Annotated in this window: 15 protein-coding genes and 1 tRNA gene; 15 read left to right on the forward strand and 1 reads right to left on the reverse strand. The window is 68.6% G+C overall.

Features of this window, described 5'->3' with window-relative positions:
* Window positions 1–2 precede the first annotated feature (2 nt).
* From BLW41_RS05405 to BLW41_RS05470, 14 genes are all read left to right on the forward strand, one after another.
* A complete protein-coding gene (locus tag BLW41_RS05405; RefSeq protein WP_093116899.1) occupies window positions 3–566 on the forward strand; it encodes a CarD family transcriptional regulator in 564 nt (187 codons plus the stop codon).
* Window positions 567–589: 23 nt separating this feature from the next.
* A complete protein-coding gene (gene ispD, locus BLW41_RS05410) occupies window positions 590–1,285 on the forward strand; it encodes a 2-C-methyl-D-erythritol 4-phosphate cytidylyltransferase (RefSeq protein WP_218138271.1) in 696 nt (231 codons plus the stop codon).
* Window positions 1,279–2,121 carry a histidinol-phosphatase gene (locus tag BLW41_RS05415; RefSeq protein ID WP_093116903.1) on the forward strand — a complete coding sequence of 281 codons (843 nt, stop codon included), beginning with the start codon at window positions 1,279–1,281 and terminating at the stop codon, window positions 2,119–2,121. Before ispD ends, BLW41_RS05415 begins: the two co-directional genes overlap by 7 nt.
* Before the next feature lie 19 nt (window positions 2,122–2,140).
* Entirely contained in the window at window positions 2,141–2,647 is a 507-nt protein-coding gene (gene ispF, locus BLW41_RS05420; protein WP_093117385.1) for a 2-C-methyl-D-erythritol 2,4-cyclodiphosphate synthase, read from the forward strand.
* Window positions 2,634–4,100, forward strand: coding sequence for an amidase family protein (locus BLW41_RS05425; protein ID WP_093116905.1), 1,467 nt, complete (start codon window positions 2,634–2,636; stop codon window positions 4,098–4,100). The genes ispF and BLW41_RS05425 overlap by 14 nt, the downstream gene beginning before the upstream one ends.
* Window positions 4,101–4,139: 39 nt before the next feature.
* Window positions 4,140–5,510, forward strand: a complete 1,371-nt coding sequence (cysS, locus tag BLW41_RS05430) for a cysteine--tRNA ligase (RefSeq protein ID WP_093116907.1) — start codon at window positions 4,140–4,142, stop codon at window positions 5,508–5,510.
* On the forward strand, window positions 5,507–6,385 hold the full coding sequence (locus BLW41_RS05435; protein WP_093116909.1) for a TrmH family RNA methyltransferase: 879 nt from the start codon (window positions 5,507–5,509) through the stop codon (window positions 6,383–6,385). Before cysS ends, BLW41_RS05435 begins: the two co-directional genes overlap by 4 nt.
* Before the next feature lie 319 nt (window positions 6,386–6,704).
* Window positions 6,705–7,355, forward strand: a complete 651-nt coding sequence (gene sigH / locus BLW41_RS05440) for an RNA polymerase sporulation sigma factor SigH (RefSeq protein ID WP_093116911.1) — start codon at window positions 6,705–6,707, stop codon at window positions 7,353–7,355.
* 100 nt (window positions 7,356–7,455) lie between these two features.
* Window positions 7,456–7,528: transfer RNA gene (locus BLW41_RS05445), tRNA-Thr, on the forward strand.
* A gap of 95 nt (window positions 7,529–7,623) precedes the next feature.
* Window positions 7,624–9,417, forward strand: coding sequence for a 1-acyl-sn-glycerol-3-phosphate acyltransferase (locus BLW41_RS05450; protein WP_093116913.1), 1,794 nt, complete (start codon window positions 7,624–7,626; stop codon window positions 9,415–9,417).
* A gap of 26 nt (window positions 9,418–9,443) precedes the next feature.
* On the forward strand, window positions 9,444–10,058 hold the full coding sequence (locus BLW41_RS05455; protein ID WP_093116915.1) for an RNA polymerase sigma factor: 615 nt from the start codon (window positions 9,444–9,446) through the stop codon (window positions 10,056–10,058).
* Between the two features lie 50 nt (window positions 10,059–10,108).
* The gene (locus tag BLW41_RS05460) at window positions 10,109–10,471 is read left to right on the forward strand and encodes a hypothetical protein (protein ID WP_093116917.1); all 363 of its coding nucleotides are present in this window, start codon (window positions 10,109–10,111) and stop codon (window positions 10,469–10,471) included.
* 350 nt (window positions 10,472–10,821) lie between these two features.
* Entirely contained in the window at window positions 10,822–11,073 is a 252-nt protein-coding gene (locus tag BLW41_RS05465; RefSeq protein WP_093116919.1) for a hypothetical protein, read from the forward strand.
* A gap of 36 nt (window positions 11,074–11,109) precedes the next feature.
* A complete protein-coding gene (locus BLW41_RS05470) occupies window positions 11,110–12,327 on the forward strand; it encodes a glycosyltransferase family 2 protein (protein ID WP_093116921.1) in 1,218 nt (405 codons plus the stop codon).
* 133 nt (window positions 12,328–12,460) lie between these two features.
* On the opposite strand, the gene BLW41_RS05475 is transcribed toward BLW41_RS05470, so the two are convergent.
* Window positions 12,461–12,880, reverse strand: coding sequence for a DUF4383 domain-containing protein (locus BLW41_RS05475; protein WP_093116923.1), 420 nt, complete (start codon window positions 12,878–12,880; stop codon window positions 12,461–12,463).
* A 110-nt stretch (window positions 12,881–12,990) separates the two neighbouring features.
* Here BLW41_RS05475 and BLW41_RS05480 point away from each other — a divergent pair, with 110 nt between their 5' ends.
* Window positions 12,991–13,806, forward strand: a complete 816-nt coding sequence (locus tag BLW41_RS05480) for a rhomboid family intramembrane serine protease (RefSeq protein ID WP_093116925.1) — start codon at window positions 12,991–12,993, stop codon at window positions 13,804–13,806.
* The last annotated feature ends 8 nt before the right edge of the window (window positions 13,807–13,814 follow it).

A 13,814-nucleotide genomic window follows, 5' to 3' on the forward strand; every position in this document is an offset into this window, starting at 1 on the left:
CCATGGAGCGCGACGAGAAGATCACAATCGACGGCGACGGTGCCAACTGCCAGTTCGAGGTCGGTGACAACGTCGTTTACCCGCACCACGGAGCCGGCAAGGTGGTGCGCAAGGAGGTCAAGGAGGTGCTCGGCGAAACTCGCGAGTACCTGACGATCAAGATCCTCCACAACGACATGACCATGATGGTTCCGACCGAGAACGCCGGCCGGGCCGGCCTTCGGCGAGTGATCAGCGACGAAGAAGTGCAGCGCGTCCTCTCGGTGCTGCGCGAGGACGTCAGCCAGATGCCGAAAAACTGGAACCGTCGCTTCAAGTACAACCGCGAGAAGATCAAGACCGGCGACGTTTTCGAGCTCGCCGAGGTGGTGCGCAACCTCGGCATCCGTGAGCTCGAAAAGGGCCTCTCGACCGGCGAGAAGCAGATGTACACGCGCGCCAAGAAGATCCTCGCGTCGGAGCTGATGTACGCGCTGGACATGGCCGAGGAGGAGGCCGAGGCGCACCTCGAACAGGTCATCCGCGAGGCCCACGCCGAGCGCAACGGCGCTGCCGCAACGGCCTGACGGCCGTTCCCGACAGCGCCGTGGTGGCCGGGCTGATCGCGGCGGCGGGCCGGGGCGAGCGCCTCGGCGGCGCGCGACCGAAAGCGCTCGTCGGGCTTGCCGGCAAGCCGCTTGTGGGGCGCGCCGCCGCTGCGATCGCCCCGGCCTGCGATCTCCTGGTCGTCGCGGTGCCAGCCGACGCCGATCCCGCACCGTTCCGAGAGGCGCTCGCCGAATGCGGTGTGGTCGCGCGCGTCTGCGCGGGCGGCGCCGCGCGGTCGCTCTCCGTCAAGGCTGCGCTGCGCGAGGCCGAGGGTGCGGACCGGATCGTCGTCCACGACGCCGCACGTCCGTTCGCGACGCCGGCGCTCGTGCAAGCCTGCCTGGACGCCCTTGCGGAGGCCGACGCTGCGATCGCGGCGGTTCCGCTTACCGACACCGTCAAGGAGTCGCGCGACGGTCGGTTCGTCGACCGCACGCTCGACCGCTCGCGGCTTTGGGCTGTGCAGACGCCACAGGCTTTCAGGCGGTCGGCGCTCGAACGTGCGCTGGCGCGTCCCGACCGGGAGCTCGCCGCCGCCACCGACGAGGCCTCTCTGGTCGAGCGCGACGGCGGGCGTGTGCGCCTGGTGGCGTCGACACCCCGCAACTTGAAGATCACGGTGCCGGCAGATCTCGAACTCGCAGAGGCGCTGCTGGCTTGCAGGACGCGGACGGGCGTGGGGAGCGAGCAATGCTGACCGACTACCACCTCCATCTGCGTCCGGACGAGAAAGACGCGCGCGCCGCCGATCACTTCACCGTCGAGAACGCGAGCCGCTACCGCGAGCGCGCGCGCGAACTTGGGATCGACGAACTCGGTGTCTCGGAGCACGTCCACCGCTTCGCGCAGGCGCTGACGATCTCCGACCATCCCTGGTATCGGCACTGGGCGAGCGACGATCTCGACGAGTACTGCGCGTTCGTGCGCGAGCAGACGGACCTTCGGCTCGGTATCGAGGTCGACTACCTGCCGGGGCGCGAGGATCGCCTCGCGGAGCTAGTCGCGACGCGCGATTTCGACTACGTCGTTGGCTCCGTGCACTTCGTCGACGGTGCGATCGTCGATCTGCTCGGCGACGAGCGCTGGCGCGACTACGACGTTTGGCGATTGCACGATCCCGACACGGTCTGGCGCCGCTACTTCGAGCTCCTAGCCGACGCGGTGCGCAGCGGCCTATTCGACATCCTTGCCCACCCCGACCTCGTAAAGGTGCAGGGACGATCGGGACCTTGGCCTGAGCGCGACCCTCGCTACTACTGGGAGCCTACGCTCGAGGCGCTCGCCGAAAGCGACGTCGCGGTCGAGTTCTCGACCGCGGGCTGGCGCAAGCCGATCGGCGAGCCCTACCCCGATGAGGGGTTCTTGCGCGAGTGCCTGGCGCTCGGCCGGGTGGTAGCGCTCTCGTCGGACGCGCACCGACCCGACCAGATCGGCTACCGCTACGACGAGGCGGTGGAGCGTTTGGGAGCCCTCGGGGTGGAGCGCATCGCGGTTTTTGAGCGGCGCAGCCGACGCCTCGAGCCGCTCGGGTGAGGTCTCTTTGGGGCAAGCGATGGGACGGCTCAGGAGCGGCCTTGGTTACGACGCTCACCGCCTCGCAAGCGGGCGCCGCCTGGTGCTCGGTGGGGTCGAGATCGAGGGGACTGATCGCGGCCTCGAAGGCCACTCGGACGCGGACGTCCTGACCCACGCCGTGATCGACGCCTTGCTCGGCGCGGCGGCACTGGCCGACATCGGTGCGCACTTCCCCGACACCGACGAGCAATACCGGGACGCCGATTCGGTCGAACTCCTGCGCTCGACGCTCGAGCGCGTATGCGACGCAGGCTTCCGACTGGTCAACGTCGACGCCACGGTGATCTGCGAAGCGCCTCGGCTGGCTCCCTACCGGGATTCCATGCGGCGGCGGTTAGCGGCCGCGCTCGGTCTTTCCGAGCGAGCTGTCAACGTGAAGTTCACACGTGGCGAGGGGATGGGGTTCGTGGGGCGCGGCGAGGGCATCGCTGCGCTGGCGATCGCGACTCTCGAGGAGGGAGGCGACGGACATGGCACAAGCTGATACGACTGCGGGAAAAGGCGGAGCGAGTGTCGAGCGCGGCGCCCCTAGCCAGGTGCCGCCAAGCGGCGACGACCTCGCTTTTGCCGGCGTCGAGGGGATGCTCGGACTACTGGAACGCCGAGAGCTCTCGGCGCGAGAGCTCACTGAGTACCTACTCCGGCGCATCGATCGCATCGATCGCGAGCTCCGAGCCTTCCGCAGGGTGTTCGCCGAGCGCGCACTGGCCGAGGCCGAGCAGGCGGACGCGCGGCGCCGCGCCGGCGACCAGCGTCCGCTCCTCGGCTTGCCGATAGCGGTAAAGGACGATCACGACGTTGCCGGGGAGCTGACCGCGCTCGGCAGCGCCGCGGTCACGCGCCGCGCGCGCGAGGACTGCGAACTGGTGCGTCGCCTGCGCTCAGCGGGCGCGATCGTCATCGGCAAGACCAACGTCCCCGAGCTGCTCTCGATCGGCGCGACCGAGTCGCTCGCGTGGGGGATCACCAGAAACCCATGGAATCTGGAGCGCACCCCGGGGGGATCGTCCGGTGGCAGCGCCGCGGCGGTCGCCGCGGGGCTCGTGCCTGCGGCGACGGGTTCGGACGGTGCTGGCTCGATTCGCATCCCGGCGGCTTGCTGCCACTTGCTGGGGCTGAAGCCCAGTCGCGACCTCGTTCCCACGGCGCCACTGCGCGAACCCTGGCACGGCATGACCGTCTACGGGTTTCTCACGCGCACGGTGCGCGACACGGCGTTGCTGTACGACGCCTGCGCGATTCCGCTGCCCGGCGGCTATTCGGCGAAGGCGCGTGCCTGGGTCGAGCTGGTGGGGGAGGCTCCTGGCAAGCTCAAGGTCGGCGTCTCGACGCGACCGCCGCTCCCCGCCCCGCTCGACGCGACGGTGCGTGCGGCCCTCGAACGAGTTGTCGAGGAGCTGCGCTCGGCAGGGCACGTCGTCGAGCGGGTCGACATTCCCTATGGGGCATCGCCCCTGCGCGCTGTCGCCCGCTACCTGCGTGGAGTCGCTGACGACGCGCGGGCAGTCGACCGCCCGGAGCGGTTGCAGCGCCGCACGCGCGGTCTCGCACGGCTCGGGCGGGCCATTCCGGACGCGCTGCTGGCGCGCGCTCGCGCCGGCGAGCAACGCGACCGCCTGCGGATCGGTCGCCTGTTCGAGCAGTACGACCTGCTCCTGACACCGACCGTCGCGCGTCCGCCGGTCGCAGCTACTGCCTGGGAGGGGCTAGGTGGCCTGCGGACGCTGCTGTCGATGGGGCAGGTGTACCCCTACACGCCGGTCTGGAACCACGTCGGTTTCGCCGCGGTAGCAGTGCCGGCCGGGATCGGCGACGACGGTTTGCCGCGCTCCGTGCAACTGGTCGCGCGTGACGGTTGCGAACCGCTCGCGCTGCGCCTCGCCGCGCAGCTCGAGGAGCGACTCGCGACCGCGCTCCCACGGCCTCCGATCGACTGAGCGCCGCTTGCGGGCTCACCCGCACCTACACTGCGCGCGGTGCGCGAGGTCTTGATCCACGACACACTCACCGGGACGCTGCGGCGACTTGAGCCGCGCGATCCCCCGAACGTCGGCATCTACGCCTGCGGACCGACGGTCTACGACCGCATCCACGTCGGCAACGCGCGACCGTACGTCGTCTTCTCTTTGTTCAAGCGCTTCCTCACGAGCGTCGGCTACCGCGTGCGCCTGGTCATCAACATCACGGACATCAACGACAAGATCTACGAGGCGGCGCGGCGCGCGGGCCTCCCGAGCACCGAGTTAGCTGAGCGGATGACGCGTCACTACATCGAGGACACGAACCGCTTGGGCCTCGGCCGTCCCGACGCCGAGCCACGGGCGAGCGAGACGATCGATCGGATCATCGAGCTGATCGAGGAACTGATCCGCCAAGGACACGCTTACGTCGTCGACGGCGACGTCTACTTTCGCGTGCGCAGCTTCGAGGGTTACGGCAAGCTGTCGAACCGCGCGCTCGAGGAGATGGAGCAGGGGGAGGGCGACGACGCTGCTGCGCGCAAAGAGTCGCCCCACGACTTCGCACTCTGGAAGGCGCGCAAACCGGGCGAGGACACGTGGTGGCCGTCGCCTTGGGGGGAGGGGCGCCCGGGCTGGCACATCGAGTGCTCGGCGATGGCGGAGGCGTTCCTTGGCCTCGACTTCGAGATCCACGGCGGCGGCTCGGATCTGATCTTCCCGCACCACGAGAACGAGATCGCGCAGACGGAAGCCGCCCGCCACCGGCCGCTCGCTCGCATCTGGATGCATAACGGCATGGTCGAGCTCGGCGAGGAGAAGATGGCCAAGTCGGTCGGCAACATCCGGCGCCTTTACGAAGTGCTCGACGAGTTCGGTCGCGACGCCCTCATCATGTACTTCGTCGGTGGCCACTACCGCCAGCCGTTGCGCTTCTCGGAAGAGCTGCTGGCGGAGGCGTCGAGGGCTGCTGATCGCGTGCGCGAGCTTGGCCGTCGCCTCGACCCCGCAGCGCCCGAACCGCCGGGTATGGATCCTTACGTCGAGCGCTTTTACGCGGCACTTGCCCGCGACTTCAACACGCCCGCCGCACGCGCGGTCATCTTCGACTGGGTCAGCGCCGCGAATCGTCGGCTGGACGCCGGCGAGCGCATCGGCCCGGGGCGTCTGCGGGAGATGCTGTGGGTTCTCGGACTCGATCAACTGCTAGCAGCGAGCGACGGTGAGGTAGCTGACGACGAGGCCCGCCGACTGCTCGCCGAGCGCGAGGAAGCACGCCGTCGCCGCGACTTCGAGCGTGCCGACGAGCTGCGCGATGAGCTGCGCCGACGGGGCTTCGAGGTGCGCGACACGCCGGCCGGTCCCGAAGTCGTGCGCCGGGAAGGGTGACCCCGGGTCGCGCGTCGCGGCGTGCGTCGTCTCGCACGAGGCGCCCCGTCTCTGCTGCGAGCGGCGAGCGACAGCGCTCAGGCGGGCCTGAGCGAAGCGGGGTTGAGCGAAGCGGGGCTGAGCGGGCACAGCTAGAGCTAGCGCACGAGACGGCGTCGCTGGTTTGCGGACGCAACCCGGTGCGGGAGCTTCTGCGAGCAGGGCGGCGCCGCCCGCTGGAGGTGCTGGCGACGCCAAGGCGCGCGGAAGAGGAGTGGCTCGACCTGGTTCGAGATCGTCTGCGCGTTGTCGAGCGCTCGCTGCTCGACGAGCTCACCGAGATCGAGCACCAAGGCATCGTGGCGTTCGCCGAGCCTTATCCCTACGTCGATAGCGAGGAGCTGCTGGCGGCCGAAGATGCACTCGTAATCGCCCTCGATCAGGTCCAGGATCCCCGCAACCTCGGGGCTGTGTGCCGGGTCGCCGACGCCGTCGGGGCCAGTGGCGTAGTTATCTGCAAGCGGCGCGCCGCCGCTGTGACGAGCGTCGTCTGCCGGGCATCGGCGGGGGCCGTCGAGCATGTCCGCGTAGCGCGCGTTGGCTCGCTGCCGCAGTGGCTCGAATGGGCACGCGCAGCGGGGGCTTGGAGCTACCTGGCCGACGCCACTGGGGAGCCCTGGCATCGCTTCGACTATCGGGGGCGGGCGGTGCTGGTGTTCGGCAGCGAGGGAGCAGGGTCGCGCAAGACGGTGCGCCGGGCGGTCGACGCGACGGTGGCCCTGGAGCAGGCCGGGGCTGTTTCGTCGTTGAACGTGGCGACGGCCTGCGCTGCGCTGGCCTACGGGGTGCGTTGGCAGCGTTGCGGGCTGATCGGCCAGCGGCGCGAGCGCTCCTGAGTCGGGGTCATTGAGCTATCGCCCGCAAGGAATTTTTCAAGCGCAGCCAGCTCTTGACATGGCGCTTGCATTACCGATACGTTGCGTGAGGCTCAACCTTAGGTTCAGCCAGTCGGCATAGTCCGGCGCCGAGGGGAGGTAGGCGCCACGTGGCTTCACGGGTCTCGACCCGAGAAAGGAGCTTGCGATGGCAACCACTACCTCTCCAACTGCATCGGCGCGCGCAAAGACCGCAGACCTGCACCAGCAGCAGCTCAGAGAGCAGCCGCGGGCGGCACTTGCCGAGCGGGCTCGCGAAAGCGACCGCGGGTCAATGCGCATGCTGCGCTCGCGGACAAAGCCTAAGTTTCAGGTAGAGATTGATGATCACTACCTGGTGGCGCTAGCTAAAGAGGGGCGACGGGACGCGGTAGAGGCACTGGTTCGCCGCTACCACGGCTTCGTGCGCCTCAAGGCCTCCTCCTACTTCCTCGTGGGGGGAGACTCCGACGACCTCGTGCAGGAGGGGCTCCTCGGTCTCTACAAGGCGATTCGCGACTACCGTGCGGACCGCGAATCGAGCTTCCGCAACTTCGCGGAGCTGTGCATCACGCGCCAGATCATCACGGCGGTTAAGACCTCCACGCGCCACAAGCACGCGCCGCTCAACGAGTACGTCTCGTTCTCCCAGAGCACCGCGGCGGCCGAGGGCGATCAAACTTTGGACGAGCTCTTGCCCGGCGCCCCCGATCGCGATCCGGCTTCGGAGGTGATCCGCCAAGAAGAGTTCAACAGCCTCGTCGAGTGCCTCACCACCCGCCTCTCGGAGCTCGAGAGCCGGGTGCTTTCGCTGTATCTGGACGGCCACTCCTACGAGTCGATCGCGAACCGCATCGGCTGCGACGCGAAGACCGTCGACAACGCGCTCCAGCGGGTGAAGCGCAAGGTCGGTTTGCACCTCGCAGCGCGCGAGGTCGCCGTCGCAGCCTGAGTCGGGACTCCCCGTCGACGGTGCGCGCCTCGTGCGCCCCTCGACTCTGCCGCGCCTCTGCGTCAGCCAGGCGCTGGGCAGCGGTACGCTCAGGAAGGATGCCCGCCTAGCTCAATTGGTAGAGCGCTGCACTTGTAATGCAGGGGTTCCCGGTTCGAGTCCGGGGGCGGGCTTTGCCCTGTTGTGCGGGCGGCCGCGATGAGGGCCACGGGTGGCGCGCAGCGCGCCTGCGTAACCGGTGCCCTTGCCGTGGGTAGCGGGTACTTGCATGGCCCCTGCGAACGACAGCTCCACAGTGAGCGCGCCAGCGCCAGCGTCCGCGCGGCTGCCGGCTGGCGCGGGCGGTTCGGGGGCAGCCGATGAGCCCGCTGCAGGAGCCGATCGCCGGGCGGGTCGCCAGCCGACCAGCGACAAGCGCCTAAGACGCGACGAGCACTTACGACGCCTGCACGAGGCGACCCGGCGGCGCGGCGTCAACAAGGTTGTGTACTGGCTCACGCGGGTGGTGCTGCAGCCGCTGATCCACGCCTGGTTTCGACTCGAGCGGATCGGTCACCGCCACATACCCGACGGCCCGGTAATTCTCGCCGCTAACCACCGCAGCTTCCTCGACCCCTTCGTGATCGGCTGCTGCCTGCGTCGACCGGTCTATTTCGTGGCTAAACGCGAGCTCTTCGAACGGCGTTTCTGGGGGCGGTACCTGAACTGGCTCGGTGCTTTCCCAGTACGGCGCGGCGAGTCCGACGAGGACGCCGTCGAAACCGCTCTCGCCCTTTTGCGCAGAGGACAGGCGGTGGTGATCTTCCCGGAGGGCACCCGTATCCGTCACGGCTCCTTGGGCAAGCCGCGGCGCGGCGTTGGCAGACTGGCGCTGGAATCGGGGGCGCCGGTAGTGCCGATCGCCGTCACCGGCACCGAGCGGGCGCGGCGCGGCTTGCTGGTGCGGCCCGTGAAGGTGCGCGTTCGTTGCGGGGCTCCGCTGCGCTTCCCCCGCGTCGAGCGTCCCTCGCCGGCCCTCGCGCGAGCGGTGCTCGAGCGGATCTGGCCACACATTCAGGTGCAGTGGGAGTGGCTCGGCGGCGACCCGCCCTTGCGCAGTGCAATGGTGCTCGGCGACGGAGCGAAAGCGGAAGCGCTCGCCGCGCTGCTCGGGCAGGCTGGTCTCAACGTGGCGCGCGGCCCGCAGGTGGAGCCGGAGGATCGAACGACCCGCGGGCGGGCGGTCGCGCGGGCGGTCGCGCGGGCCGGCTCGCGACTGCGCGGGCGGACGCTCGAGCCGTCCGGGAGCCCCGACCTCCTCGTGCTGGCCGCGTCCGCCCAGGCGCTCCCACAGTTGACGGCCGAGGCTGCGCAAGTCGTCGACGAGCGCACGCTAGTGCTGGTCGCCGCGAAGGGGCTCGTGCCGCCCCTCGGCACGACGCCGGCGGCCTACGTCTCGGAACGCTTGCGTGCGCGCGCCGTCGTCGCTCTCGGCGGGCCGGTACGTGCCGACGACATCGCGGCCGGTGAAGCCTGTGCGGTGGTCGCCGCCACCGACCCCGGTGCGCGTGCGCGCGTCGCGCAGGCGCTGCGCTCCGGTGGTCTCGAGGTCGAGGAGTCGAGCGACGTGGTCGGCGTCGAGCTCGCCGGCTGTGCGAACGGGGCGGCGGCGCTGGCGGCTTTGGCGGTCGGCGACGAGCGCGTGGCCCTCGCTGGTGCCGCGGCCGCACGGGTGTTCGAGGAGGTCGAGCGCCTGGGCCGCCAGCTCGGCGCCCGCCCGGACACGTTCGCGGGGCTAGCTGGTGCCGGTGAGTTGGTCAGCGCCGTGCTGTCGCGGCCCACCGCCGACGGCTGCGAGCAACCAGAGGACGCCGAGAACACATGCAGCCGCGGAGCGGCAGGGGCTCACCAGTTTCCCGCCGGTGCGCTCGAGGCGATCGCCCTCCTCGAGGGGCGCATGCGCCGAGCGGGCGTCGACGCACCGGTAACGCGGTCGCTGCGCGCGCTTCTCGAGGGTCGCATCGATCGCGCGCGTTGGCTGGAGCGGGTTCGCAGACCGCGGCCCACGCAACGCGCAGCCTGAGCACGGCGGGCTAGCCTCGCTACTCGGTGAGCGCAAGTCGCCCCTCGAAAGCCGAGCTCGACCGTGAATTCAGCGAGCTCTACCGGACGCACCTCCGCGACGTCTACAGCTACGCCTACTACCGCGTCGGCAATCATCACGACGCCGAGGATCTGACCGAGCAGACTTTTCTGCAGGCTTACCGTCACTACGAGCGTGCACGCGCGGAAGCCAACGGACGACCGCTGCGGCCCTGGTTGATCCGCATCACCCACAACCTGGCCGCCAACTGGTTCCGCGACCGCAGCCGCCGACCACAAACTCCGCTCGAGGACGCGCAACCACTGGTGGCACCGCACGGCACCGAGGAGCTGGCAGAGGAACGGGCCGACGCCCGCGAAGTGCTCGCGTGTGTGGCGCAGCTCCCCGAAGACCGCCGTGATGCGTTGGTCATGCGCTTCGCGTTGGGCATGGACAATCGCGAGATCGCGCGTGCGCTCGGCCGCTCGGAAGGGGCCACGAAGGTGCTGCTCCACCGTGCGATCCGGCAGCTCGAGCGGCTTCTAGCGGAGCGACGAGGGGCGCCCGAGGGGCGCGCTGGGGAAGCGTCGCAGGGGGACGCTGCCAGCGCCGGAGACGCCTTGAGCGAGAAAGGGGCGTAGCGTTTCGGCGCCGAAGAGGTAGTTACCTGCGAGGTACCTAGGAAGCGAAGATGGGTGAAGCCGACGTCGAAGCTCTACTGCGCGGGGCGCTGCGACCGGTCGAGCCGCAAGAGAGCCTTGCCGAGCGCCTCGAGCGGCGGCTAGTCGGTGTCCGCAGCGCGGCCGTCGACGAGCTCGCCGACTGGGAACTGCGGGCGCTGCGCGACCCGCGTCGCTGGCTTCGGGCGCTCATCGCCGTGATCTGTGGGGCGGCGGCAGCGACGGCCCTGGCCTTGCTGCGGCTGCATCAGGCTCGTCGCTCGCGGCCGCGGGGGCTCGCCGCGACCGCTGCGCGTTTGCGGTCGCAGATACGGCGCCCGCTCGAGCGCACGCAACTGCGCCGCGCGCGCGGGCGCCGGCGCATCATCGCCTGAAATCGTTTCCGCAAAGCGAGCGGGGGCGCCCCATCGCGGCGGCGCCCCCACCCCAAAGATTGCCGCGGGCGCAGCGACCCGGAAGTCCCGGAACCAACCTCGCACTCGGCCCGCGGTGTAGCCCCCACATTGCGAATCGACGCCCCCGACGCGCGCTTGAGGATGCTCGAGTCCCGTGGACGTTTGTTCGATGGGGCCTCATCGGCCGCGGTCGCCGTCGCCTCAAGCACTCCTTCGCGGTCTGGACGAATGTCGTAGGTCAAGGGTTACCGGCACCTGACGATCAACACCCCAGGTGATTCAACTGGACGAATCACCCAGCCCCCAGGGAGAGTGCAAGGAGGTCCCCCATGTCGATCCGAGCTGTCGGCGGCGGCGGTGCCGTGGCAGCCGCTGCGATAGTCCCGCCCGAACTCAGCGAGCTGTCGCTGACGGCGATCGCAGCGTTTACGTGCGTTGCGCTGTTGGTCTTCCTCGCGGTGGGCGAGCTTGCCCGCCGGGCGGAGGAACGCGGGGTCGGTGATGGCGACCTGATCAGTCCAGAGCAGGATCGCCAGGCACTCCTCGAGCGTGTAGCTGCGCTCGAGGAACACAGCACGTAGCCGCCCGCACAAGCGACCGCCGAGCTCGGTAACGAGGTGCTGCCCGACCTCCTACCTCCGCTCGCGGTCGTACTCCTACTGTTGGCGTTCGACCTCCAGAACGCCTTCGTTCCGTTCTCACGCGTGGTGCTCCGGCCTAGCGGCCGGAGCACCCGCGATTACACAATTGTCATCCCGTTGTTTGGCGATCCCTCGTATTGGCGGAATCGCCATCACCTCGAGCCTTACAAGGATCGTGTGTTGCTCGCCTGCAACATCGACACCGTTGCGATGGCCGAGTTCGCCGACCGGGTCGAAGCTGAGGGGTGGCGTGTCTTCAGATCTTGGGACGACCACCGCATCAGTCCTGTGCAAACCCTGGCCAAAGCGCTGTCGGTGATCGACACGACCTGGATGATGCGGCTCGATGGTGATTCGTATCCGGAAGACGATTTCGGCAAGGCCGTTGCCGCAGCCGAGGACGCCGATGCCGACCTTTGCTCGGTGAAAGTCTTGCCGTCGCGCCGACACACGGTCGCCGAGCACCTGCAAGGCGTCGAGTACGACCTCGCGATGCGCAGCCGCCACCTGCGGCCATGGGCGACCTCCGGTGCCTGCATGATCGCTCGCACCGAGGCCATGAAGGCGATCATGAGGCGGCACTCGATGTGGTTCTTCGGGGAGGACATCGAGACCGGCGTGATCGCCGAGCAACTACAGATGCGTGTGCGCCACATCGACTTCGTCGTTTACACGGAAGTGCCCTCGACTCTCCGCGAGCTCTTCAGGCAGCGGAAAGGCTGGTGGGCTGGTCATTTTCAACTCGCCGTTTTGAACATCGAGCAACAACTGCGTTTCCCGGCGCTCGCCGTTTACAACCTCTGCCTGATCTACATCCTCTTCGAGGGCAAGTGGCACGACATCTTCGTATACACACACGTGTTACCAACGCTGATCCTCGTCTACACGCTGATGACCACCATCACCAACTGGCCGGTGCGATCACGCTGGCTCATCGCCTTTCCCTACTACTCGCTCATTCAAGTGCTCGTAATGCCGCCCGTCGGTGCCTATTACTACGTGCGCACACGCATCCGTTGGAAACGCCCCGGGCGGTACCGCATCGAGTTCTTCCGCACCCGCCCGGGTGCTCCGCGGATGGTTCGACCCCTGGACTTCAAGGGTCGGCTCGTGCGTTACGCCTGGCACGCGGCCTTCATCGCTGCGATCCTCTCGCCGCTCGCCGTGCTGATCGCGGGGATCGAACTCCTCTGACAGGGAGCCGGTTAACCAAGCGATTAGCCCCGCCGCACGGGTCGGCGGCTGGTGCGAGCGAGGCCGGGACGGAAAAGGATCGGCCGAGCCACGGCGTGGGTCGGCCGATCGAACCCTTCGTCTTGACCCTGGTTCAGTGCTGAGCTGCGGTGCTCGGGCTCTCCGTTGCCGGAGTGGCAAGGAAGGCGCCGAGCCCGACCAGGCCGATCGCCAGGTGCAGGACGTTGTCCTCGGTGTTGACCGGGATGAAGCCCAGAATCGACTCGCCCGAGCCGATCAGGAATCCCCACACCGCGACGATCACGTAGACCACGCCGAGCAGGCCAGCGTAGCCCCTCGCGTACGCGTAGTTGCCGGCCGCGGCCAGGCCGAGTACGCCGGTCGCGATGTGTACGACGTTGTGCCAGCCGTTCACGTCGAGGATCCCGAGGACCGCGTCGACATCACCGGGAGACCCGAAGCTGGACGAGTAGAAGAACCCGATGATGCCGGCCAGGGTCAGCACGGCACCGAATACGAGCCCGTACAGCTGAGCAGGTGAACGCCCTTGCATCGTTTCTATACCTCCTACCTCTCGAAACTTTCGAGTTGGACCGTTCCTAAAGCCCTATACGCGTTGACCCCATGATTGGTTGCCCGCCGGTGATCGTTACGCTGCCGTAAGTGGCCTTCTGCTATCGCCATCCTCGCCGCGAAACCGGCGTCTCCTGCTCGAGTTGCGGTCGCGCGATCTGCCCCGAGTGCATGACCAGCACGCCGGTCGGCATGCGCTGCCCGGACTGCGCGGGTGCGACCACGCGCGTAGTGCGTGGCGTCGGCGGCGGCGCGCCGCGGGTCACGTACTTGTTGATCGCCTTGAACGTGCTGGTGTTTGCCGGGGAACTGCTCGGCGGCGGTGCGGCCACCGGTACCGGCGGTGCGGGCTCGTTGATCGCCGAGCTCGGACTCTCGCGAGCGGCGGTCGGGGCCGGCGAGTGGTGGCGGATCGTCACCGCCGGTTTCCTGCACGGCGGGCTCTTCCACCTGGCTTTCAACATGCTCGCCCTGTACGTGCTTGGTGATCTTCTCGAGCCGCGACTCGGCGCTGTCCGCTTCCTCGCCCTCTACCTCGCTTCGCTCGCCTGCGGCGCGCTCGGAGCGCTGTTGTTGGCTCCGGACGGGGTGACCGTCGGAGCATCGGGAGCCGTTTTCGGGCTGATGGGGGCGGCCGCCGTGATGATGTGGCGGGACGGGATTCCGCTTTTCGAAAGCGGGCTCGGTGCTTGGATCCTCCTGAACTTGCTGATCACGTTCCTGGTGCCACGAATCTCGATCGGAGGCCACCTGGGCGGCCTGCTCGGTGGGGCGCTCGCTGCGTGGTTGCTTGGGCGTGCCGGTAGCGTCGGCCTGCGTGGAAACGCCGCGCTTTTGCCGGTCGTTGCGATCGCTGCGCTGGCGGTCGCTGGAGCGATCGCGATATCCAGCGGAACCGGCTACTAGGGGAGTTG

The sequence above is a fragment of the Thermoleophilum album genome, from assembly GCF_900108055.1.
Lineage (GTDB): Bacteria > Actinomycetota > Thermoleophilia > Solirubrobacterales > Thermoleophilaceae > Thermoleophilum > Thermoleophilum album.